20 protein-coding genes and 1 pseudogene are annotated in these 23,878 nt (G+C 53.3%); 5 read left to right on the plus strand and 16 right to left on the minus strand.

Going from position 1 to position 23,878, the window contains the following annotated elements; translation table 11 throughout:
* Nucleotides 1-156: 156 nt before the first annotated feature.
* Entirely contained in the window at nucleotides 157-945 is a 789-nt protein-coding gene (locus CKW22_RS00275) for an SDR family oxidoreductase (protein ID WP_033698800.1), read from the plus strand.
* Nucleotides 946-1,154: 209 nt separating this feature from the next.
* Here the strand turns inward: CKW22_RS00275 and CKW22_RS00280 are convergent, their stop codons facing one another.
* Nucleotides 1,155-1,697, minus strand: coding sequence for a gamma carbonic anhydrase family protein (locus tag CKW22_RS00280; protein ID WP_033698801.1), 543 nt, complete (start codon nucleotides 1,695-1,697; stop codon nucleotides 1,155-1,157).
* Between the two features lie 763 nt (nucleotides 1,698-2,460).
* Here CKW22_RS00280 and CKW22_RS00285 point away from each other — a divergent pair.
* Entirely contained in the window at nucleotides 2,461-3,153 is a 693-nt protein-coding gene (locus CKW22_RS00285) for a GntR family transcriptional regulator (protein WP_241380763.1), read from the plus strand.
* Between the two features lie 64 nt (nucleotides 3,154-3,217).
* Here CKW22_RS00285 and CKW22_RS00290 read toward each other — a convergent pair whose 3' ends face one another.
* The 8 genes from CKW22_RS00290 to CKW22_RS00325 all read right to left on the minus strand — a co-directional run bounded on the left by CKW22_RS00290 (nucleotide 3,218) and on the right by CKW22_RS00325 (nucleotide 13,091).
* Entirely contained in the window at nucleotides 3,218-4,744 is a 1,527-nt protein-coding gene (locus CKW22_RS00290; RefSeq protein WP_033698803.1) for a UxaA family hydrolase, read from the minus strand.
* Nucleotides 4,741-6,111: an MFS transporter gene (locus tag CKW22_RS00295; RefSeq protein WP_033698805.1), complete on the minus strand. Its 1,371-nt coding sequence runs from the start codon at nucleotides 6,109-6,111 to the stop codon at nucleotides 4,741-4,743. Before CKW22_RS00295 ends, CKW22_RS00290 begins: the two co-directional genes overlap by 4 nt.
* 110 nt (nucleotides 6,112-6,221) lie before the next feature.
* Nucleotides 6,222-7,148 carry a 3-keto-5-aminohexanoate cleavage protein gene (locus tag CKW22_RS00300; protein ID WP_007913166.1) on the minus strand — a complete coding sequence of 309 codons (927 nt, stop codon included), beginning with the start codon at nucleotides 7,146-7,148 and terminating at the stop codon, nucleotides 6,222-6,224.
* Between the two features lie 50 nt (nucleotides 7,149-7,198).
* On the minus strand, nucleotides 7,199-8,161 hold the full coding sequence (locus CKW22_RS00305) for a 3-hydroxyacyl-CoA dehydrogenase (protein WP_012313604.1): 963 nt from the start codon (nucleotides 8,159-8,161) through the stop codon (nucleotides 7,199-7,201).
* A gap of 322 nt (nucleotides 8,162-8,483) precedes the next feature.
* Entirely contained in the window at nucleotides 8,484-9,704 is a 1,221-nt protein-coding gene (locus tag CKW22_RS00310) for an alpha/beta fold hydrolase (RefSeq protein ID WP_033698809.1), read from the minus strand.
* Between the two features lie 63 nt (nucleotides 9,705-9,767).
* The gene (locus CKW22_RS00315) at nucleotides 9,768-11,156 is read right to left on the minus strand and encodes an MFS transporter (protein WP_095063596.1); all 1,389 of its coding nucleotides are present in this window, start codon (nucleotides 11,154-11,156) and stop codon (nucleotides 9,768-9,770) included.
* Nucleotides 11,157-11,546: 390 nt separating this feature from the next.
* Entirely contained in the window at nucleotides 11,547-12,473 is a 927-nt protein-coding gene (locus CKW22_RS00320) for a LysR family transcriptional regulator (protein WP_033698811.1), read from the minus strand.
* Nucleotides 12,474-12,554: 81 nt separating this feature from the next.
* Nucleotides 12,555-13,091, minus strand: coding sequence for a 2,4'-dihydroxyacetophenone dioxygenase family protein (locus tag CKW22_RS00325; RefSeq protein ID WP_033698812.1), 537 nt, complete (start codon nucleotides 13,089-13,091; stop codon nucleotides 12,555-12,557).
* 352 nt (nucleotides 13,092-13,443) lie between these two features.
* Between CKW22_RS00325 and CKW22_RS00330 the strand changes: the two genes are divergently transcribed.
* Both CKW22_RS00330 and CKW22_RS00335 read left to right on the plus strand, forming a co-directional pair.
* On the plus strand, nucleotides 13,444-14,448 hold the full coding sequence (locus CKW22_RS00330) for an LLM class oxidoreductase (RefSeq protein WP_033698813.1): 1,005 nt from the start codon (nucleotides 13,444-13,446) through the stop codon (nucleotides 14,446-14,448).
* The gene (locus tag CKW22_RS00335) at nucleotides 14,445-15,392 is read left to right on the plus strand and encodes a nuclear transport factor 2 family protein (RefSeq protein WP_095063597.1); all 948 of its coding nucleotides are present in this window, start codon (nucleotides 14,445-14,447) and stop codon (nucleotides 15,390-15,392) included. The genes CKW22_RS00330 and CKW22_RS00335 overlap by 4 nt, the downstream gene beginning before the upstream one ends.
* Nucleotides 15,393-15,410: 18 nt before the next feature.
* Here CKW22_RS00335 and CKW22_RS00340 read toward each other — a convergent pair whose 3' ends face one another.
* The 5 genes from CKW22_RS00340 to CKW22_RS00365 form a co-directional block, all read right to left on the minus strand.
* Nucleotides 15,411-16,427: a substrate-binding domain-containing protein gene (locus tag CKW22_RS00340; RefSeq protein ID WP_033698815.1), complete on the minus strand. Its 1,017-nt coding sequence runs from the start codon at nucleotides 16,425-16,427 to the stop codon at nucleotides 15,411-15,413.
* Between the two features lie 161 nt (nucleotides 16,428-16,588).
* The gene (locus CKW22_RS00345; RefSeq protein ID WP_012313596.1) at nucleotides 16,589-17,551 is read right to left on the minus strand and encodes a cyclase family protein; all 963 of its coding nucleotides are present in this window, start codon (nucleotides 17,549-17,551) and stop codon (nucleotides 16,589-16,591) included.
* 46 nt (nucleotides 17,552-17,597) lie between these two features.
* A complete protein-coding gene (locus tag CKW22_RS00350) occupies nucleotides 17,598-18,701 on the minus strand; it encodes a glycerol dehydrogenase (RefSeq protein WP_095063598.1) in 1,104 nt (367 codons plus the stop codon).
* 63 nt (nucleotides 18,702-18,764) lie between these two features.
* On the minus strand, nucleotides 18,765-19,535 hold the full coding sequence (locus tag CKW22_RS00355) for an SDR family NAD(P)-dependent oxidoreductase (protein WP_012313594.1): 771 nt from the start codon (nucleotides 19,533-19,535) through the stop codon (nucleotides 18,765-18,767).
* Between the two features lie 654 nt (nucleotides 19,536-20,189).
* The gene (locus tag CKW22_RS00365) at nucleotides 20,190-21,128 is read right to left on the minus strand and encodes a LysR family transcriptional regulator (RefSeq protein WP_033698817.1); all 939 of its coding nucleotides are present in this window, start codon (nucleotides 21,126-21,128) and stop codon (nucleotides 20,190-20,192) included.
* A 121-nt stretch (nucleotides 21,129-21,249) separates the two neighbouring features.
* On the opposite strand from CKW22_RS00365, the gene CKW22_RS00370 reads away from it, so the two are divergent.
* Nucleotides 21,250-22,176: an alpha/beta hydrolase gene (locus CKW22_RS00370; protein WP_033698818.1), complete on the plus strand. Its 927-nt coding sequence runs from the start codon at nucleotides 21,250-21,252 to the stop codon at nucleotides 22,174-22,176.
* Nucleotides 22,177-22,275: 99 nt separating this feature from the next.
* Here CKW22_RS00370 and CKW22_RS27720 read toward each other — a convergent pair.
* Nucleotides 22,276-22,473 (minus strand): annotated as a pseudogene (locus CKW22_RS27720) (DUF4113 domain-containing protein); the annotation flags it as partial.
* A 394-nt stretch (nucleotides 22,474-22,867) separates the two neighbouring features.
* A complete protein-coding gene (locus CKW22_RS00385) occupies nucleotides 22,868-23,752 on the minus strand; it encodes a LysR substrate-binding domain-containing protein (protein ID WP_081874726.1) in 885 nt (294 codons plus the stop codon).
* Nucleotides 23,753-23,878: the final 126 nt, after the last annotated feature.

Genomic DNA, 23,878 nt, shown 5'->3' on the forward strand with positions numbered 1-23,878 from the left:
AGGAGTCTGCACCCTCTCCGGTTATCACCTGAAAATCTGCGGCAAACCTGCCTTGACAAAAAAACTGTGATCACATATCACTTAATGAGTATTTGTTGTCTACGCACGTCGTAGCCAAGAAAACTCATTAACAAAAACAAGACAGGACGAATTGCTATGAACGTGATGAAGCGGCTAACACCCTATACCGGATTGAGGGTCTTGATTTCCGGTGGGGCAGCAGGCATTGGAGAATCGATCGCGGCTGCATATCTCGAAATTGGGGCAAGAGTCCATGTATGTGATGTAAGCGAGCAGGCGATCGCAAAATTTCGTGAGTGCTATCCTGACGCTTTGGCCACGCTGGCTGATGTCTCCGACTCTGCTCACGTGAAGCGCGTCTTCGAAATACAACAGGAGTGGGTGGGTGGACTCGATATACTGATCAACAACGCAGGCATCGCAGGGCCGACCGGGGGAATCGACAAAATTAGCGATGCCGAGTGGGAACAGACAATAGACATCAACCTCAATGCACAGTATCGCTTCGCGCATCATGCTGTCCCCCTGCTGACGAAGTCAGAACACGCACACATCATTCACATCTCATCCGTCGCAGGGCGCCTAGGTTATGCTTGGCGGACTCCTTACGCGGCGACCAAATGGGCAATTGTAGGGCTGATGAAGTCTCTGGCTGCAGAGTTGGGTGAAAGGGACATTCGAGTCAATGCACTACTACCAGGCATTGTCGAAGGCCCTCGACAGGATCGCGTCATCAGTGATCGCGCCAGGCAGTTAGGAATCTCCGAGCCTGAAATGCTCGAACAAACGTTGAACAAAATATCATTACGCCGCATGACTCCACCGGAGGATGTGGCAGCAATGGCCTTATTTCTATGCTCTCCTGCCGCGCACAATGTGACAGGTCAAGCGATCAGCATCGACGGTAATGTCGAGTACCTGTGATCAAGCTTTCGCAATAGATTTACAACGGCTCGCCCCTAGCCTAGTTGTCGAGCCGTTTATTAAGCATGTGCATGTTTGAATGGCAAATTGCTTTCATACCACATCAGAACACTTACACCGGATCACACCCCATTGAGCAGTGTGACACCGATAACGTCTGTTTCCTTTCCCGATGCCCAGAGGAATTTATTAATTTCTCATAGGCCAATTTATTCTGTCGACCTCGAATCGCCGGCATCTACTGAAAGCTCTGCTAGAAAACGACTTGAATTAGCAACGTATCCCTGTGCGTTGGCCCGCAGTCCAGCTTGCTGTTCCTCGCTAAGTGTGCGAACCACCTTGGCAGGCGAGCCCAGCACCAATGACCCATCCGGGATGACCATTTTCTCGGTGACAAGCGCCTTGGCGCCAATGAGGCAGTTCGCACCTATGATTGCCCCATTCAAGACCACCGCTTGGATCCCGATCAAACTACCATCTCCGACTTGGCATCCATGGAGCATGGCCTGGTGGCCGACAGTGACATCCTTCCCCAGCGTCAACGGAAAACCAGGGTCGGTATGAAGAACTGCTCCATCCTGGATATTGGAGCCTGCACCGATGTGTATCAGTTCGTTGTCCCCACGAATCACTGCGCCGAACCAGACGCTGGATCCTTCTGCCAGATGCACTTGGCCAATGACTGCAGCCGTCGGTGCTATCCAACTCTGCGGATGCGCTTGAACGCTGACGTCGCTCAATCGATATTTCATAGATCACTCCCATTTTTTGTGATTTAGGTCGGCGCGGTGACGCTTGTTTGCAATGGTGTTGCAAGCTACTGAAAAAACAACTCCTAAGCGCATGCCCAAACGAATGGGCGGTCTTAGGTTGATGAGAAAAAGCTAGGCTGGTCCCTGCGCAGGTAGTGTTGGTCGCGACTGAGAATGCCTGCGACAGAGGCCCACACTGCGACTCCGACTACCCATAAACGGCGTACTGCATTTCTGCGTGGGCAGTGCCTCATGCTCCACCCAATCTGGTGACCACTGGGATAGTTCACCTCGATAGCACGTGTGCAAGTGCGCTGTGCAACGTAGAGATGTGTCGAGCGAGCGCATTCTTTGGAGAAAATTGCGCAGCAGTGTGGCGAGAAGGCTATCCACGATAGAGCCTGTCCAAGCGAACCCACAGCTGAAGTGCGCTCATGACCGTCCTCCAGTCCGATTTTTATTTATGCCGATGCTATCGACTTGACTCTGAGCCTACCCTGCACACAGTGATATGTGATCACAGTATTGGGTGATAAACAAGAATGGTTTCGACGGTAAGAAGGCCGATGAGCTAGCTCCGGCATTTATCCACCCGGAAAACGACGAACTCGAGCAAGACGCAGCTTCCTGTCGAAAAACGGGACAGCGCCTTACGATTTTATAGCGCTATCACTGCTGTGATCACAGATGCCTTATTGTTCTATGCCCAAGGGTTGAATCTGCTTATACTCACTCCATGAACATATCCACACTCGTAACGCCCATGATCCGCCAGACCCTCAGTGCGGACGTTTATGCCCAGCTGCGTGATCTGCTGATAAGTGGACGCGTTATGCCTGGGGAAAAGCTCTCCCTCAGATCTCTCGCGGACGCTCTAGGTGTTAGCGTCATGCCTGTGCGAGAGGCTGTTCACAGGTTGGTCGCTGAGCAAGCGCTTGAAATGGCGGCTAATCGATATATTCGCGTTCCTGTACTGACAGTCAGCCAATTCCGGGAAATCACCAGTATCCGGTTGAATCTGGAGGGGCAAGCTGCCGCTCGTGCTGCCGAGCTTGTTGATTCGCAGACGCTGGCTGAGATAGAAAAGATACACGAGGCATTTTGCGCGGAGTTTGCAAAAGGCGCTCCCGATGAGTCACGGCTGATTACACTGAATAAAGAATTGCATTTCGCAATTTATAACCAGGCGGACATGCCCATCCTGCTCCAGATAGTTGAGTCCTTGTGGCTGAGAATAGGGCCTATCATCAACTATGACCTACGATCTGGCACTGAGCGTGTGGTTCAGCGAGTGCAAGCCAGTCATCACGCAGCGATGGTTGATGCTTTAAAGAAGGGGGACTCCGTTGCCGCCCGTGAATCACTGCAAGATGACATCAAAAGTGCTGCCGAGTTTATCCTGAATACAGGGGCGCTGATCGTTGCCGATGCGCACAAACCTGTAGAAGCTGATTAAATCCACCAACATGTTTTAAAAAGAGTCGCCCTGGTATCAGGGCGACTCTTTTTTTGCTCGCTTATTACATCTGAGCGCCGATCATCCAAGGCACTGTTTCTTCATTGCCGACGCCCAACGCCTCGCTTTTAGATTTTTCCCCAGAAGCCACGCGTATGAGCATGTCGAAAATCTCTTTACCCTTCGATTCAAGGGTGGCACCGCCATCCATGACATCCCCGCAGTTGATGTCCATATCATCCTTCATGCGAGTGTACATTTTGGTATTAGTCGCAAGCTTGATCGAAGGAGCAGGTTTGGCGCCAAAGCACGAGCCGCGTCCGGTGGTGAACGCAACGAGATTTGCGCCGCTGGCGATTTGGCCAGTGGCACCCATAGGATCATAGCCAGGCGCATCCATGAACACCAAGCCTCGGACTGTAATGGGCTCGGCATAACGATAAACGCCCATGAGTGCTGACGAACCACTTTTGGCAACTGCGCCTAGAGACTTTTCAAGAATGGTCGTCAGGCCGCCGGCCTTGTTACCAGGCGTGGGGTTGTTATCGATACTGCCTTTTTCGCGGTCTGCGTAGCTTTCCCACCATTTGATAAGGTCGACGATACCCTGGCCGACCTCACGGGTTGCAGCGCGACGAGTTAGCAGGTGTTCAGCACCGTAGATCTCCGGCGTTTCGCTAAGGATGGCCGTTCCACCTTGCGCTACGAGCATATCGACAGCCACACCGAGGGCGGGGTTGGCCGTGATGCCCGAATATCCGTCTGAACCGCCGCATTGGAGCGCAACGGTCAGGTGCCGCGCCGAGACCGGCTCGCGTCGGCACTCGTTGGCAACCGGCAGCATCAATTCCACAGCGGCAATGGCGGCATCCGCTGCCTTGCGGGTTCCGCCAACGTCTTGGATGACCACAGGAGCGATAAGCTTGCCGGTATCGATGCCCTGGGCCATGAACAGCGCGCCCATCTGGTTGGCTTCACAGCCAAGGCCGATGACCACCACGCCAGCGAAGTTGGCGTGCTTGATGAACCCGCCTAGCGTGCGCCGCAGTTGGTTCACCCCCTCGCCATTGTGCTCTATGCAGCAACCGAAGCTGTGGGTGATCGGCACCACACCGTCCACGTTTGGGTAAGCATCCAGCACACCGTTTCGCGAGAAGTGTTCAACCACCATTTTGGTAACAGTGGAGGAGCAGTTCACCGTGCTTACTACCCCAATGTAGTTTCGAGTTGCTACTCGCCCGTCAGCGCGGACGAAACCTTGGAATGTCACAGGAGAGGCTGCAGGCGACGCGACTTTGGCATCCTCGCCGAACGCGTAGTCTCGGTCGAACGTCGCCATCTCCAGATTGTGCGTATGCACATAATCGCCTGGCTCAATGGATTTAGTAGCAAAGCCAATAATCTGGCCGTAACGCAGAACAGGATCACCTGGGTTTACGTGTGCAAGGGCAATCTTGTGCGCTGCGGGGACATCGGCGAACACCACGATATTACCGAACTCCGTAACCACGGTTCCTTGAGGTATCGAAGCACGTGCGATTGCAACGTTGTCGTCGGGATGTAGTTTAAGTACCAGGGATGTACTCTTCATTTTGTCCTCGCATTATCAGTAATACACGGCGCAACCTGGGACAATACAATGTTGTCCCGCGTTTTTGTAGTAATCGTTTCTTGTGCCTGACGTAGTTTCAAACTCAGGAATGCGGCAAGCGTTAAAAGAGCCGCTACAATGATGAGTCCATTCTTCGTACTCCCAGTAGTTTGCTCAACGAAGCCAAGAAGTGAAGGGCCGAAGAAGCCACCAGTAATACCAAAGGTATTCACTAACGCCAGACCCGCCGCCATACCTACTCCCGCCAGCCTTGAGCTGGCGAAGAGAAATATCACAGGCTGAACAACGAAAAACATCGATGCCGTAAGGGTAAATCCTATTAGTGCTATCAGTGGAGTGGTATAGGCCGCGAGGGTCAATCCAGCCGACATCAGGAGCAGACCACCGAACATTATTTTGCGTGAGATTTTCGGAGTAGTTGCATACTTTGGAAGAAACGCTGCGCCGAGTGCTGCTGCTATCCATGGGATTGAGTTTAACAATCCTATCTGTAGCGATGACAAGCCTCCATACGTGCCGATGATGCCGGGCAAGAAGAAAATTACTGAATAAACACTAACTTGGTGGAGGAAGTACACCGCGATAGCAAGCCAAATTTGAGGGATTTTAAGAACACCCTTAAAAGAATGACCAACATTGCCGGAGGCGATTTCTTCATCATGTTCTTTTTTCAGAACTTGCTCTACTTCAGTGGCTTGTTCCTTTGATAGCCAAGTTGCCGTAGATGGGCCGTCCGGAAGCTTTCGCCAAATCACGACGGAGAATAGAACAGCTGGAATTCCCTCCAAGAAGAACAGCCACTGCCAGCCGTGCCAACCCCAGATTCCATCCATCTCTAACAGCAGCCCGCCAACCGGCCCGCTGATGATGTTCGCGAGACAGACCCCGATTAGAAAATAGCCACTTGCACGTGCCCTTTGCTCACGACCAAACCAATAGGTTAAATAGAGCATTACACCTGGGAACAATCCGGCTTCAGCTGCGCCCAGTAGTGCGCGGGCAATGTAAAACGTAGTCTCATCGGTAATGAAGGCCATACCGGCAGACAACAACCCCCAGGTGATCATGATCCTGGTGATCCAGAGTCGGGCACCTACCCGATGCATGATCAGGTTACTAGGTACCTCCATGAGTGCATAGGTAAGGAAGAAGAGCCCTGCACCGAAACCGTAGGCGGCAGCGGAAATACCCAAGTCTACTGCCATGTGTGTTTTGGCAAGTGAAATGTTAGTTCTGTCTAGAAAGCTTATAATGTAAGCAACAATTAACATCGGCATCAATTTGCGAAACATTAAAGCGTTCAGCGACTGTCCCTTTTGTGTTTTTGTATGGGTCGTAGCTAACATGATTCATGTTCTCCTCATGAGGATAAATTGCTAAGGCGCGAGTGTTGTGCCGCGACCTTTAGTTATCAAAATATCCTCTAGATAGGCTTTACGGGGATGAATACCCGCGTTTAGAAATTGACGTTATCGCCACCTTTGAGCTTCAGGATTTCCCTCGCGTCAGCAGGTGTCGCCACTTCAAGTGAAAGCCCTTCGAGAATTTTGCGCATACGCGAGACTTGATCGGCGTTGCTTTTTGCCAATTGGCCCGGCCCGTCCCAAAGCGAGTCTTCAAGACCCACACGCACGTGTCCTCCAAGCGTGGCTGATTGAGCACCAATGCTCATCTGCTGCTTTCCTGCTGGAAGAACCGACCACTGATAGTCATCTCCGAAAAGACGATCAGCTGTGCGCCGCATATGCAGGACGTCCTCAGGGTGCCCGCCGATACCGCCCAAAATGCCGAAAACCGATTGGATCAAAAACGGGGGTTTGATGAGGCCACGATCAATGAAATGTGCAGCGGTGTAGAGATGCCCAATGTCATAGCATTCGATTTCAAAACGGGTACCGTTCTCACTGCATGACTCGAGGATGTGGGCTATGTCGGTAAATGTATTTTTGAAAATGCGGTCATGGCTGCCGGCGAGGTATGGTTCCTCCCAAGCGTGTTTGAACTCCTTAAACCGATTGAGCATTGGGTAAAGACCCATGTTCATCGTGCCCATGTTCAGTGAGGCCACTTCCGGTTTGAACTGATGTGCTGGACGAAGTCGATCTTCAAGCGACATTGTCGGTGCGCCACCTGTAGTCAGGTTGATCACCACATCGCTAGCCTCTTTGATAGCGGGTAGAAACTGCTTAAATAGTTCCGGATCCTGAGAGGGGCTGCCATCAATTGGATTACGAGCGTGTAGGTGAACAATTGAGGCACCAGCCTCAGCAGCACCAATCGCCGCTTCGGCAATTTGACCTGGTGTTACCGGCAAGTAACGGGACATAGAAGGCGTATGAATTGCGCCGGTGACCGCGCAAGTGATGATGACTTTACGAGCCATGGTGATCTCCTGGTTACTTTTATTTTGGTGTTCAGGATGGAGTGATGTCGTCAGGAATTTGGTGCTTGACGCTTGTGCGCAGCGAGAGCCATAAGGCGGCGGTCACGCCAAGCGGATCGCAAGGCAATTCCTTCGAGTTCAAGTTTTTGGCGGCGCTCGTCATGTACTCGAGCGACTGCTGATTCCGACCAGTCAAAAGCATTTTCGGAATTGATCGTTTCGCGATTTTGCTGACCGTAGCGTTTGGCATAGTCAGATACGCCGGCAGGGGCGTTGAGATCGATGGTTTCGAAGGGGCCCATAAATGACCAGCGGAGGGCGAGTCCATCCTTGAGCACCCGATCAATGTCCTCCGAGCTAGCAAAGCCTTCCTCATGCAATTTGAAGCATTCGTTGAGGACTGCGGCTTGAACTCGGTTCAACAAGAAGCCATGGATCTCTCGGGATAGAACGACAGGGCTCTGCCCAGCTGCGGTGTAGATCTCATGCGCTCGAACCATCACCTCAGATTCTGTCCACGGCGCAGGGCATAGCTCTACAAGAGGAACTAAGTAAGGCGGGTTGGTAGGGTGTGCAACTACGCAGCGCCCCCGACCTGGTAGATCTTTAGTGAACTCGGAGGCCGGTAACCATGAAGTTGAACTGGCAAGAATCGCGTCCTTGGGCGCCAACGCATCCATTCGACTGAAGATGTCGATTTTCGCCTCTACCGTTTCCCGAACGTTTTCCTGTACAAGCACCACGTCACGTAGCGCATCAGCCAAGTCGGGAACGCAAGTAATGCGTGCCAGTACGGTGAGAGGGGCGTCATTAAGAAGATCGAATTCTGCGAGCTCATTAAGTCTCGCTTCGATGTAGGCATGGCTGTTCTGCATTGTCTGCAGATCCATGTCGTGCAAACGCACCGGATGTCCTGCCCGAGCAAAAACAATCGCCCAAGCTCGCCCAATCAAGCCCGCGCCAACGATTGCAATGGGGCCACGCTCGGTCGCAGATGAAGCTGTAGTTCGCATGATGTTCTCCAAATTTTGTATTTATGTTTAGGAGTAATCGTTTGAGCGGTTGGTGATCAAAGCTGACGCACAGATGCTCGCTCTGAGACAGATGCTAACCACTGTGATCACAGATCACAAGCAAATATTTCCCATTGTCAGACGATCGGCTATGCAGGCAATTTGAAGGTCGAGAGAGCACCTTCAGACGGCATGAGCCCCAGAGGCTCGACGCGCTTCAGGTTTGTTGTGCGGTAATTGAATAGGCTTTTCGGGATCGAATCTTCGCGTTCAATAAATGCAGAAAAGCCCGCTTGCCGAGCGGGCTCCTCAATCACATCGTTCAGTCGGCGTGGCCGTGACCCGCTTCACGAAGGAACGCGCGTACCGTGTCACAGAACTCCAGCGGGTTTTCAGTCATTGGATAGTGGCCAGTACCTGCAAGCACGGCGATCTTACTGCCGGGAATGCGAGATGCTGTTTCCTCAACCTTCTCTTGGTACACCAACCAATCCGCGTCACCGCGCAGAAGTAGAACAGGCGCTTTGATCTTTCCAACCTGTTGCCGCTGATCAAAGTTCGCATAACCTGTCAGGTCACCTTTCATCACCTGCGGCGTGGTGCGCGAAATCTGCCACACCACCTCCTTCGCACGATCTGGTGGAGTGCGATTGCCTGTCATCGAACGAGACCAGGCACCGATGATCTCTGGCCCATTCATGAGCAACATATCGAGGAAGAACTCCGAAACCGTTGGGGTGAAATCTGCCCCTTCGGCTGAGATGATTGCACTGTACGCATCGGGTCGACGTGCCCCCAATTCCAGCACCAGATTGCCGCCCATCGAGCATCCCATGATGGCGGGTTTCTCAAGTCCCAAGGCCTCCATAAGGTGCTCATTGAACTCCGCATGGCGAGTGAGGCTGTGAAATGGGCCTGATTCGGGTAGCTCTGATTTGCTGTGCCCGGGAGCGTCAATTGCAATGACGCGGAACTCATCTGACAGACCGTCCAGTACGTGCCTGTACATTAGAGAATCTTGTGATGCCGCGTGGAAGCAAACGAGTGGACGTCCCTCCCCTGCTTCTTCGTAGTAAACGCGAATCCCATCCACGGTGATGTACCGTCCTACCGTCTCTTTGCCCGACGGCTTCGGCCCGGGAGAATAGGAGAGCGGAGGGTTTGTATCGGTTTTCCCTACACGCTTCATTGCGTCGAACGCGCGAGCCATCACATCTACGTACTGCCATGCAGCGACCACGTTGCCCTCAAGTTCAAGTTTTCCCAATCCAGGGGACAACGCTTCAAACCAGTCGATCTTTCCGTCAAGAACGCGCTGCCACTCATCATCAGCACCAGACACGATGATGTCAGCGCCCAACGGGCTTCCTTCCGGGTAAACCGCAACGACTTTACCGGCGAGAACCGCAAGCGTTGAGAAACCTGTGCTGTGCTTGAATTGAATGCGCCCATCAAAATAGCGAGCAGCGGCAGTCCAATCAGCATCACCGTTTAACTCGTCGGCGAACTGGCCCAACCATTTGGCATCATTAATAAGGGTCATGACTTTCTCCTAGCTTAGCTATCCCCAAGGGATTTTCTTGTAAATGCAGGTACGATCGGTTCGTTACAAACCCATATTGCAAGAGGACTTCGATACCAGCGCTTTGTCGTACTTAAGAAACCAGCCGGTAGTTTCACGGGTGAAGAAAATGGTAATGATGGCTGCCAGTACCATGAGGCCGGAAATAAAGTAGAGCGCGTAGTTGTAGCCCGCAGACTGCTCAAAGCCACCACCTGCGCCGATGAACATCCCGATCACGAATGGCCCAAAACCACCGGCGTAAATACCGACGTTGACGATTGAGCCCGCCAGGCCAGTCGTGCCTTGCTTCGCAGAGTCAAACGCAATGGCATAGACCAACGTGTAGGGCGCGTTCATTGCGAACCCAGCAAACAACTGAATCGCGATAAGCCAAGTCAGGCTGACGGATGAGTATTTGAAGAGGTACATGCCCACCGCAAGCCACGCGAAAACAAGCACTAGGCAAAGTTTTCGGCCTGCACGGTCTGAGATCCATCCCCAAACGATCTGGCCGATACCACCGGTGATCGTGAAGAGCACCGAGTAAGCAGCCGCCTCTGCGAAGTTGTAATGGGCAACAAATGCCAGGTACTGGGGTAACCAGAAGCTGATGCCGAAGTAGCCAACGATTGCGAACATCGAGATTAGAGCGATAGCTGAGATGTTCGGATTTTTCATTGAAGACTTGAACGCGCCTTTGGGCACCTCCACCACACCCTTTACAGCTTCCATTGATGGAGGGGTCTCACCCACGGCTTGAGCGTGTTCAACAAAGGATTCGTAACGCTTCTTCGTACTGAACCACCAGTAGACCGAAAAGATGATGATCATCGGCACAGGGAACAGCAGGAATGCCAAACGCCAATTTTCCGGGCCGTAAGCGTGGAGTAGAGCACTGATCGCCAAGCCACCGATCAATGTGCCCCAAGGGTATCCGGTGTGATGAAGTCCTAGGGCGAAACCACGGCGCTCCTTCGACCACCACTCAGACAAGGAGGTGACTTCGATGGCTTCGCCAGCACCGCCAAATGCGTGAGAGATCACTTGCAGCGCGACCAGCACTCCAAGGGAGCCGGTCAAGAAATTGAGGCCGGTCAGAAAGGTGAATAGCGTGTAAGCAATCACGATTGGCAGGTGGCGGTATTTTCGCATCCATCCCTGACCGCCTTTATCAGCCCAAATCATGCAAGGCACGGCTATCAAAGAGGTCGCGATCGTGATGAAAGCGGCAAGCAGCCCTGTCAGCTCAGCGCTTGTCTTGAACTCGCTGGTGATGGAGGGCAATACCATGAAGAACATCTGGCGGGAGTTGGCATCCATGGCATACACGAGCCACAAAAGGGCCATCGCGCCCCACGAGGCTGCACCTGCTCCTTTTGGCACACGATTGACCGCAGGTAATGCTTCGATTTTGTCTTGAGCAAATCCCATGGGGATATCTCCGGGTATTTATTTTTATTCTCCGGCTGAGGATCGGTGTTTTGCACACATACGCCTCAACATCCGAGATGATCCAGCACTTGTCGTACTGCTCACCATGGACAGAGGTTATGGCTCAATTTCAGGGCTGAATATAGCTGGCAAAGCACACCTGCTGTGACCACCAGGAACAGGTCAGTGGCACAAAATCGGAGAGGTGCCAGCGAAGCATTTGGCTAAGTAATTACTGTGGAACAGGTCTCAAATTTTTGAGAGCTCTGTTGAGCACAGAGCAAGAGGGAAATTATCAGAGCGGTGGAGTATTGGCTCCCTTGTGCAGGAGCCAAAGTTGCACGCTTGCGCGGAGGTAGAGTGAAAGTAAGCGCCGAGCCGTAGTGGCTATCAAACCGCTCCGGGTAGTCGTCTCACGATTTTCCATGGATGAGCAATCCATTTTTCCTGAAAAAACTCGATGAACACCCGGATGCGAGGACTCAGATGCTTACGGTCTGAATAAAGCAGGTAAATAGGCTCCAAGATCTCCGCTTTGCACTCGTCAAGCAGGAGCACCAGCGATCCGTCCTGAATGTCTTTTCCAATGTGGAAATCTGCAAGGCGGACTATACCCGCGCCTGATTTGGCCATGTCCCTAAGCAGTTCGCCTTGGGTAAACGATCCTCGGGGCTTCACAGGGGTCGTCACACCCAGACCGTCCTGGATAAAGGCCCATTTGTTCCAAGGGCTGGCAAAACTGAAGTTAAAGCATCGATGATTCATCAGGTCTTGTGGCTGCTGCGGTGTTCCGTACTTTTCCAGATAGTCAGGTGAAGCACACAGCAACCATTCACATTCGCCTATCTTCTTTGCGATTCTGGAAGAGCTCGGAAGAATCCCGCTATGGATGGCTATATCCAATCCCTGCTCGAACTGGTCAACGAACTGAGCGCCTAACTGAATCTCGACATCAAGACCGGGATAAGTGTCGAGGAATTCCGGCAACCAAGGCACGATCTGCTGCTTCGCAAAAGAGGTCATCGTGTGGATCCGAAGCGTGCCACTGACCCTTGACGGAAGCCCTTCTGCCAGAGAGTCAGCTTCACTCATCGCCTCAACCACAGCTTTCGCACTGCGCAGATAAGCAGCCCCCTCCTCCGTAAGGGTGAGGACTCGGGAACCCCTCTGGAAAAGTCGAACCCGAAGCCGATCCTCTAGCCGCGCTATCAATTTACTGATGGCCGACGGAGTCATCTCATGCGCCCTGGCGGCAGCAGAAAAACTTCCGCACTCTGTTGACCAGATGAAGGCTAGCATTTGAGAGTATTGATCCATTTCGGTACGCTCCTTACGCGACTGAATCTACCTGTTTATCTACACAAAAAACGCGCCGTAGCGCGTTTTTTTGAACCAGAATCAGCGAATGAACTGCTCGATATAATCGTCCGGCAAGCCCAAATTTTTGTAATGGCTGCGGGCAGCTTCCAGCTTGGTGAAAACGTCTTCATAGCCAACCGCGACACCCTGCGGGTCGACGTAAGTGTAGCCACCCTGAACGTGGAACCAAGTAATCATTTCTTCGACATCTTCAGGGACGAAGAGAGTGTGGGTCTCCCCTGGCGGCTCGAATGCAAAGGAGCCCTCATCAGCAACCCAATCGTGTTCGAGGTAGTACCAGCGCCCCTTCAACACGATCGCATGCACTGCACCTGAGTGGCGGTGACGTGACAAAACCCCGCTCTGCCGCACTCGAAGCAAGTTGATGTAGTACCCACCGCTAACGCTCAGCAGCAGTGGTTTGAAAGATACTGACTTGGTGACAGGCACCCAGAGACTATCGTCTTCGAGCCAAGTGGTCATAACGCCTGGATGCACCATGTCTGGAGACATGAAAGGCACCTGCGGCAAAGCATAGGGAATGGCAAGTTCATCAGGTTTAACGGGCGTATTCATTATATTTTCTCTCAACGTGTGACTGGCGAGCGAGCCAGGATTTCAATCGCTGAGTGAGAGTAGGTGATGCTCTCGCACAGGAGAATACTCAGAAATTCACACCATCTGTGACCACTCGTCACAGCGCGTAGGGCTCATCCCGTTGAAGGCCGCGACTTATCTAAGACGCCTACTGCGCACGAGTTCAAGCGATTGACCCAGCAGATTTTTCATTGAGTGGATACCGGCCACCCGTGGATCGCGCCCCGTCAGAGGGGACACATTTTCCCCAATACCTTCACTACCATGCAGACCTGTTCATCTGAAAGCCGCTTACACAGTAGTAATCGGCTTAAAATAATGAGGTTTAGCAATGACTTCTCTCAGCCCTTCCCTTGAGCTCAGTCCCGAGCTTGCAGCTCACCCGGCCTATTCGCGAGTGTTCCAGCCCGAAGGCCTCACCTTCGGATACATCATGCCTCTTGAAGGCTACCCAAATTCGCCGTTCCCTACTTTGCAGGATCATCAGCGCCTTGCTCGAATCGCAGATGAGGCTGGTTTTGCAAGTTTATGGATGAGGGACGTGCCCTTCTACGATCCAAGCTTTGGTGACACCGGGCAGATGATCGACCCCTTCGTCTACCTTGGATATTTGGCAGCCGTAACTAAAAAAATTGCTTTGGGAACGACAGGAATCGTTCTTCCACTGCGCGAGCCGTTGATCGTTGCTAAACAATCTCTGTCGGTTGACCAGCTCACCGGTGGACGATTCTTGTTAGGGCTCTCCAGCGGAGATCGCCCGATTGAATACCCAGCATTCGGGATTGATTTCGAAGCGAGAGAAGAACGATACCGGGAAGGCTTCGAGCTGATTAAGACAGTCACTGAAAACAGCTTCCCAAGCGTCTCAACCAAACTTTTCGGCCAGCTGGAAGGCTTGCTAGACATGGTACCCAAGCCAGTTGGCCCTCGACTCCCCATGATTGTCGTAGGCCGTGCCCGTCAGACGCTTGAGTGGATCGCCAATAATGCCGATGCCTGGATTTGGCATCTGAGCGACTTCAATCGTTTGCCCGGTCTCATCCGCGAGTTCCGTTCTGCCAGTCAGACCGGCAAGGCAAAACCATACGGCTACGCGACGTTTTTCGATCTGGCGAAGGATCCGAGCACACCGCTGGAACGCGGATACAACGGAATAAGGATCGGGCGTAATGCTCTCGTGGATCTCTGGAAACGGCAACAGGATGAAGGTGTTTCACACGTCGCACTGAATATCAAACCTCTGCAGCGACCAGCCGCTGATGTCTTGGAGGAGATGGCTGAGTATGTCATGCCACACTTTCCCATAGGCCAACCTGTCTCGCAGGTGACCCAGTGACCGGCTCAAGTGATCGCACCGACATTAAGGGCGTTATAGCCACCTTTCTGGAAGCCTGGGAGAGCGGTTATTGGCAATCTGCTGGGGATATGTTCACTGACAATTGCCAGCTGGTTACAAGCCACATGTCCGCTCATGAGGGTGGACGCAAGATTGTCAGAGCTTTCCAGCAAGACCGTGCCAAGGCTGATGGCTTTTCAGTGAAGGCAACCAATCACTATGTGGGTGGTGGAGAAACCGACGCCAAATTCAGTTTCTACGCATATGGCCATATCAGCAAAGCCACAAAGTCGGCCACGCTCGGATTTGGAATGACTGTCACAGGCTCTATGAAAAAGACAGCAGGCACCTGGCGCCTCGACAGCGTGCTGATTGCCTTGAATTGGATAACCGGGGACTACTCGCTTGCAATTCACTGGCAGCTTCCACCTGGTGACGACGGATGGAGGATTGGCGACCCAGCCCCGACCATCGTTAGCGAGCTGAATTCGCCATGGCTTGCTTTCCCTAACTCAACGGCTTCGGTGACCAGTGCGGAATGTATTGCTGAAACCTACGCTCGTTACTCGTGGGCGCTGGATCAAGCTGACATGCAGCTGCTTGCTCATTGCTTTACCAACGACGCCGCTGGCGACTTCCAACCGATGGGCCTTATTGAAGGGCGCCACGCGATCATCGGCTCCTTCAAAGAATTTCGCAGGCCCTGGCCGTGGATGCAGCATTTCGCGGACGTGCTGGAGATCAAGTCCGACGAGGAAAAGGGTGTAGCGGAAATGATTGTCGGCAGAGTCATTCCTGGAAACTCACACACGCAAGATGGCACGCCTCTCTATGGCGCGCATTACCGGATGCGACTTCGTCGCGAGCATGAGGGATTCTGGCAACTGACCTGGAGCGAGTACCGCCCAGGCTGGTTCAATGCCAATGAAGCACCAAGAGTTTAGTCTCTTCCTGAAAACACTCTAGGGCCGTGGCGCCGTACTATCTCGGACGACGAGTTCGATTTGTATGCGCTCGCGGCGTGCAAGTTGGCGCCCCTCGATCAGCGCAACGATGTTGTTGGCGCTGCTGATACCAATTTTCGAAGTCGGCACCCGGACGGTCGTCAGGGCTGGCACGTAGGCAGCCGCGAACTCGATATCATCGAACCCGCTGACTGATAGTTCTTTGGGGACGTCGATCCCATTGGAGCGCGCTTCCGCCAACGCTCCGATACAGGTGAGGTCAGTGCTGCAGACAATGGCTGTAGGCTTGGGGTTAAGCTCCATAGCAATCCGCAGCCCGGCGCGCCCTCCCTCAATCGTGAATGGCTGCTCAATAATCCGTTCACTTGAAAGCTCTATCCCGGACTCGAGTAGCTGAGCGGTGATTCCTTTCAGACGGTATTTTGCCCGTTCGTTGTTAGAGACAACTCCACTGATCATCGCGATACTTTGATGACCAAGGCTAAGCAAGTGCTTGGCTATCAATCGACCACCCTCCTCATTGCTGAACCCCACGCAGTGATGGTCGTGAGCACCATCTAGCGACCACATGAGAATGAATGGGCATTGGGCGGCAGTTAGTGCTTCATAAATTTCAGGACTATGTTCAGTACCCACCAACAGTAGGCCTTCGACACCCCGCTCAATCATGTTCCTTACGTTCACCAGTTCTTGCGCCTGGTCGTATTCATGGGAAGAAATGATCAGGTGATACCCAAGCTCCGTTAGCCTTAACTGGAGGGCCTGGACAGCTTCAGCGAACGCAGGGTTGTTAAAAGTAGGAAACACGGCTCCAATGCTGTGCGTGCGCCTCGATGCCAAAGCACGCGCAGCCCCGTCTCGCACGTACCCTAGCTCTTGAACAGCTGCTTGTACTTTGGCCAGCGTTGTAGGTTTCACTAAGTGCGGGACAGCCAATGCTCTTGAAGCACTCCCCATCGAGACGCCCGCCAATTCAGCCACATCCTTGAGCTTCGGTTTCTCGATTTTTTTCATTGGAGATTCAGCATCCTCGATCGTAGCGCGGAGACAGGACGATCAGAAGAACGCCCTCGATTTTCACAGAGGATGATAAGCCAACAGCCTGCCGTTCGGGAGCCGTTAATTGGAGAGAAAAACCTGAGTGCAGCATTTCTGCTGCCCCCAGGCAAAGACACTTATTTAATGACGATTGGATTCACAGGAGCGCCGGTTCCACCTACGACCTTTAGAGGAGCTGCGGTGTACAGGAACGTCCACTGACCGTCCTCAGCGCAGTCCTCAGCGAGGGGATCAAGCTGAGCGATCTCAGTGAGAGTGATACCCAAGTTCCTCATGAGTGCGTTGTGCAACGGCAACGCAACCCCTGACACGGGATCGACGGTGACTTCGTTAGCGATGGTGTCGGTGACAATGTTCGGAATTTCCATCTCCTGAAACCACTTCACCAGCTCAGGGCTGTAAGTCAGGCCAGGCTCGATAAAGTCTTTGTAAAACTCTTCCGGATCGCGTTTATAAAACGAGCCAATCCATCCAGTGCGGATGATGAGAATGTCGCGCTTGTTGATAGAGACGCCTTGAGCCCGGGCCGCAGCCATTAGATCCTCATGGTTGAAAGTTTCACCTGCATCCAGCACGTCTTTACCACGGTGGCGCGCTATGTCGATCAGAATGCCTCGGCCAACGATGCCTTTTTCACCCAGCGGAGCAACGCTCGCCTTGGCCAGGGAGCCGATAGTGGTATCAGCGCTGTACCCATTCCAGATCTGGTCGTCGTACCAAACGTGGCCGAGCGCGTCGTATTGAGTTGAACCCTGAAGGTGGAAAAACATTACATCGTCGGCGAACTCGTACGAGCCTGGAAAGTGTGGGCCCTTGCCGCAGTTGTAGTGGCCACGATCCATGATATTCATGCGCTTTGACTGAGAGCGCCCAGGCCAGACCGGGTCACCTGCAGGATCAGCCATCCGCACCTGCAAAGTAAATGTCTTGCCTTGCGTGACCTCTTTGACACCTTGGAGCACCTCGACACCTGTGAGGTAGTTGAGTGAGCCAACCTCATCATCCGGCCCCCACTTACCCCAGTTCTTAGGGGAGTCTTTGAGCAAGTCATGAATGTGCGGAACGGTCTTGTCTGTCATTTTCTGAGCCTCTTTTATTATTGGATTAGCTGTACCGCATTAGCGGTTAGTTGAAACGTTCAAATCGTTGTCCCAGGTCGTCGGCACGAGCGAGTCCTCGGATGAGTCGTTCAGCGGTAAGGGCTGGCGCCATATTTTTCGCGTAAACCGCACCCAGTGTTGCCTGGACAACAATGTCCAGTTCCTCAGAGGTAAACGGAGACGTCTGGCCAAGGCCGTCGAGGGTGACGGGAAGATTCACATCATTCAGAAGCTGAGCGACCTCTAGGATGTCTGAGTCTGGGCGCTCTTCGACCGACATCTGCACCAGCGTCCCGAATGCGACAAGCTCACCATGTAGCATGGAAGTAATCGCAGGAATTGCCGTAAGACCTCGCACAAGCGCATGAGCTAGCGACAAGCCGCCACTCTCGAACCCAACGCCACTGATAAGGACGGTTCCTTCAACAACCCGCTCGACATCATCATTAACCTCGTGCCGGCCTACTGCTTGGTAAGCGCTGTACCCGTAGGTCATAAGCGTCTTAAACACTGCCTCTGTTAGCAACAATGCAGTGTTCAACGCTGGAGTACCAAATGAGTTATTGCCTCCGGCAGACTGACATTGTTGCGCCTCAAACTTTTTACTGATGGCGTCGCCGATGCCTGCGGCGAAAAACCTTGCAGGCGCACGGACAATCACTTCGGTGTCCACGACTACTGCAGAGGGGTTCATGTTCAGGTACTCGACACCAACGACCTTGTGCGTTTCGTCGTAAAGCACAATCAAACGGCTGGTTGGGGCGTCGCTGGAAGCGATGGTCGGGCATACGACAATGGGGACGTTGAGCTGAGCAGCCATCCCTTTAGCCGTGTCAATTGTCTTACCCCCGCCCAAAGCGATGATGGTGTCTGGCTTGTAATCTGCTGATCGCTCACAGAGAGACGCAATTGCAGCTTTAGTGCATTCACCAGGAAAAACGATACTGTTCGCCTCGAAGCCATGCTCTGACAATGCATTCCCTACCTCAGGCCACAGATGCCTCGAGACGAACTCGTCGCACAAGACCAAAGGGCGCGATTGCCCCATATCGGAAAGGATTCTGCCAAGCTGCTTTAGTGCGCCTGGCCCTTGCTCGTATCGGCCAGGAAAACCCATTGTTCGAACCATGCCATCACCCGCTGCTGAAAAACTGTGAGATAAATCGTTACGTTGAATACGAGCCCGGCTGGATCAGCGCATCAACCAGCCACCAGCCACATCCACGACTTGGCCCGTGATGAAGTCGCTGTCGTTTGAAGTCAAAAAGCATGCTGCTTTAGCTACCTCAAGTGGCGTTCCAAGACGGCCCAACGGAGTCTCATCAACAACTGCCTGGTTCGCTTGCGCAGAAACGGTTTTCAGAAGCGGCGTTTCGATGCGTCCCGGGGCCAGCGCGTTTGCCGTAATCCCATAAGGCCCGAGCTCACCTGCCAGATGACGGGTAAAACCGATAATTGCGGCTTTGGTGGCGCTGTAATGCGCCGCAACGATAGGGAGAAATGCGCTGCCAGCAACGGAAGACATGTTCACGATTCTCCCAAAGCGACGCTCGACCATCCCCGGTGCGAGTGCTCTAACCAAGTTGAACGAGCCAGTGAGGTTGATGCCGACGACCCGATCCCACTCCAGGGGATCCATCTCCCAAATCGGTGCGGGTGCCCCCTGATGTTTGGGAGACACGCCTGCATTGTTGATCAAGGTGTCGATAGGGCCGAGCTGCTCGCTAAACTCAGCACAGGCTCGACTGCATTGATCAAAATTTGCGACGTCAGCTTTAGCCCAAGCCACCAAATGTCCGGCAGTACAGAGTTGCTGGGAAAGCTCAGAAACTGACTGTTCGTCGAAGTCTACCAAGGCAACCCGCGCGCCCTCCTCGCAGTACAGCCGGGCAATCGAGGCACCGATGCCCCCTCCTGCCCCGGTAATAAGAACTGTGCGACCTGTGTGTCGAAGATTCGTCATGCCAAATTCCCCGCGCTGAACAAACAGAAACAAGACGCGGTGATGCTCACACGCGTCCGATGCCGCACTGGCTCACCGAAAATTTCGGGTTCATGTAAGCGGGTGGTGTTAGGAGATTTGCGTGGCGAAGCCAGTGCCCCCGCGCCGGAGCGGTCGGTGACTCTAGATAAGAGAGTGGCGAGGGCTGCCCACGTGCTTGACCGAGCGCAGGCTAATGATGCAGTGACCATCATGATCTCCAGATTTGCCTAGGAAAACGGCAAATATGAATCGTTTCATTCTCGCAGCCTGCGGACTTAAGCCAACAAAATCTGCGATCTTTTCACGACTATATTTTTGTATTTATTCTCGAAAGAGATATTTATGAAGCGCTTCATTTTTAGTCTGATATTTGACCGCTGTCAAGCGGTCTGCACGGTCACTTCCCCAGCAAGGAGCGCCAGTAGCTCCTACGAAACGCATTCATGAGCATCTGCGCCAATCCTATTGAGGATGCGAAAAACACCGGCGCACTAAGCCCCTGACGCACTGGCCCCTTCGGCAGATGAGCTGAACACGGGCGCAGTGCTCACGCCTGGAAGTCGATGCTCAAGTGAAATGAATATGCGATGCATATGTTAGGTATCGACTAGCCGCGCGGGCTTCGCTCACGGGTCAGACAGAGTGAATGCGTTCCGCAGAATGCTGCTCCCATGGTGGGCATGGTGACCAAGCCTCCACGAGCTTATCGATGAAGAGTCGAATTTTTGGAGAGAGGTGCCGCTTGCTAGGGTAGATCACCCGAATAGGCTCTGCGGCCTCTGCATACCCAGCGAGCAATTGAACAAGCTTGCCGCTCCTCAAATCGTCGTTCACCACGTAGGAAGGAAGAGTCGCGATGCCCAGGCCAGCTACAGCTGACTGGTGTAATGACTCAGCACTGTCCATCTGTAGCCTTCCACCATGAGTAACGGACACAGCGCTACCATTCTCGCGAAAATTCCAAGGAAGCAATCTCCCACCGCTCACGAAATGCAGGCACTGGTGCCCGGTTAAATCCTCAGGCGTTTTAGGCTCGGCATGCTCAGCCAAATATTTGGGGGAAGCGCAGGTAATCATTTGTTGGTAGGCCACAGTGCGCGTTAACAACCGAGAATCTTCCTTCGGTGGCCCGATGCGCATGGCCAAATCAAATCCCTCATCAATCAAATCGACCAGCCTGTCAGAAAAGGTGATATCCACGCTCAGGGAGGGCCAATCCTTAAGGCAGTACTCAATGTGTTGAAGGACATGAAGTCTGCCAAGCGCAACCGGCAAACTCATCCGCAGTCGCCCACTGGGAGTCGAACGACGAAACGCAAGGGCATCCTCCACGTCGTCCAGATCCTGAAGAACGCCCACACAGCGCTCATACAGAACCTGGCCGTCATCCGTCATGCTTAAACTGCGCGTAGTGCGATTCAGTAAACGTACCTGTAAACGAGCCTCGAGCCTGACTATCGACTTCCCCACTGCAGAGCGCGTAAGGCCAAGCTGTTTTGCCGCCGCAGTGAAGCTTCCAGCGTTTACCGAGCTTACAAACGCGGCGATATCGTTCAGGTTGTGGAGTTCCATACGGCCTCAGTGATCTCAACGTTCGGGCGGCTTAGCACCAGTTATGGGGAACCCTATTCCCCAATACTAAGCATAATATCTCAATTAGCTAATCCACTCCCAACGATCAATTGAGGTCATTATGAACACCAAAGTCCAAGCAGCCGTCCAAACCTGGGCCAACAGCCTTAGCGATCTGGTACCCGTTCTTAAGGGAATCGATACCACCACAAAAATGAGCGACATTCGCGACTCTTACGCAAAAATGCTCGCGCAAAATCCAGCGCCAGCTGGCGTTAAATTCGAAGCAGTCGACATGGGTGGCGTACCCGGCACACTGGTTACCCCGGACGAGATCAAGACTGACGCAGTAGTGATGTACATCCACGGCGGCGCTTACATTGTAGGTCGTCCAGACGGCTACCACGGCATCGGCGGCAACTACGCGAAAATGCTCGGTGCTCGCGTGTACATGCCGGACTATCGCCTTGCCCCTGAGCACAAGTTCCCAGCCTCTATTGACGACACACTGCGCGCATACGAGTGGTTGCTTGAGCAGAAAATCCCAGCTAACAAAATTGCTTTCTCTGGCGAGTCGGCTGGCGGCGCGATGGTTGTCAGCGTCATGGTTGCGGCTAAATCGAAGGGGCTTCCATTGCCTGCGGTTGGCTCCTCCATCTCGCCATGGGCGAACCTGGAACACACCGGTGCTTCCATGAGCAACCGTGAAGGTCTGGATCCTCTGAACTCCAAGCCTGTCTTGGACATCCTCGCCAGAGCATTCCTAGGCGACACATTGGCCAATCATCCTCTGGCCTCACCTGTGTTCGCGGACGTCACCGGTCTTCCACCAATCTTGGTGCAGATCGGCGAGAACGAGCTGATGTTGAGTGATGCAATGCGCCTTGCAACTCACCTGGCTGATAACCGAGTTCGCGTGAATTTGGAAGTATGGCCTGCGATGTTCCACGCCTGGCACTTCTACGCCACCATGCTGCCAGAAGGTCAGCAGGCAATGGAGAGTTCGGTTCGCTTCATTGAGACTGGCCTAGCCGACGCTAACCGCTAAAACGCAGATCAACCGCGACGGTTTTCCCGTCCGTCGCGGTTGAGCGATTGGCCATCGCACTCGCGAACGTCTAGGACTATTGCTCACCGAGTCAGTGGCAGTCCAAAGCTGATCTACCCGCGTATTGAAGCTCTGGCTCATCATCTCCCGACACATCCCCCATTGCGGATCGACCGGCACACTAGCCAACCTCACCGTACCTCTGCCCCAGCGCCCATTAATAGCGTCCAAGACCCCCATCATCTTCTCGGTAGCCACTGGCTGTGAAGCAGCAAACAAGTCATAGGTGTATTCGCCTTGCGAGTTTGCTCAGAGTTTTGGTACCAGCGATGCCTACACCTACTGCTGGAAAAATTCAGTTGAGAGCCCGATGACATCAAAGCAGCTTACGAGGCTGGAATTGAGGGGCTGCTGGAGGTGTTACAGGGAGACGAGCCTAAAGTAAGCCGTGCGGTAATACTCGATACATTTGCGCACGTCCTCGGCGCCTTGATTCTGTCTCGAGCCTGTCCGGACGATTCTCCGCCTGCTGATGAAGTGCTAAGCGTGTGTCGTGAGCAGATCTTGGACAAATTGGCGCCATAAGGGCGATAAAAAGCAGGTGCAGCAAGGCGGCCAGCCTGTCCGATATTACGAGCTGAACTTGAAGCTTGTCCCGAAATGACAGGAGTTCCGAGCCCCCATCTAGCATTCAAGGGACAGCTAACTCGTTGAACAGCCACTGCTTGAACTGAGTCACTGCGTGCGGTTGCCTATGCCGCCGAGGATGCACGAGGTAGTGGCCAACGTAGCGGACACTGTTACTGACATGCCGAAGCGGGCTGACCAGCCGACCGCTTGCTAGCTCCTTCTCAGCCACCAGGTCAGACTCAAGTACTACTCCCAGGCCGCCAGCTGCTGCTGCAATACCCATGGAGCTTCGATCGAACGCCAAGCCATAGCTTTTCGGTGGATGCATTCCATTGGCCGCAAACCACCCTTTCCATTGCACAGATTGCCCATCGCTCTGGATAAGAAACTGGGCGTACAGATCCTGCGGCGAGCGAAGATGCTGGGCAACTTCAGGACTGCATAGGGGCGTTAGCTCTTCGATACGCAGCGGCGTCTTTTCGTGCGAAGAGACCCTGGGTTCGCCATAGACGATGTCCAAGTCGAAATCATCGTTGTCGAACAGCGCATAGTCAGTACTGGCGGATATCCGCAGGTCGATGCCGGGATGATCACGCAGAAAGCCGGCTAGGCGCGGCACCAACCACTGGCTGGCGAACGTCGGTGCCACGTGAAGGCGCAGCGGCACTGCGGGCTCATTAGTCGCAATCGCCAATCCCCGGCTCATCTCCTCGAAACCACGCTGCACATGATCCAGCAGCATGGCGCCCTCGGTTGTCAGCGCCGTATGTCGCGTACTCCGAGTGAAAAGAGAGACTTCAGCGGCGACTTCCAATTTGCGTATGGCATGGCTTACCGCGCTTGACGACAGATCCAGCTCCTTTGCTGCTTCTACAAATGAGCAGGTTCGACCCGCCGCTTCGAACACCCTCAGGGCTGAGAGCGGTACCTTTTTCAAGATCTTCATTGGTGAATCCGATTCATTAACTGACGAATTTAAACCTTTTGTCGACCCTGTATTTTTACCTGATCATCAAGGGGTTACTCAATACGACTGGGTACTGATGAATCCGTTGCGTCAGTAACTCCGGAT

Origin of the sequence: Pseudomonas sp. Irchel s3f19, assembly GCF_900187555.1 — a bacterium.
GTDB classification, from domain to species: Bacteria; Pseudomonadota; Gammaproteobacteria; order Pseudomonadales; family Pseudomonadaceae; genus Aquipseudomonas; species Aquipseudomonas capeferrum.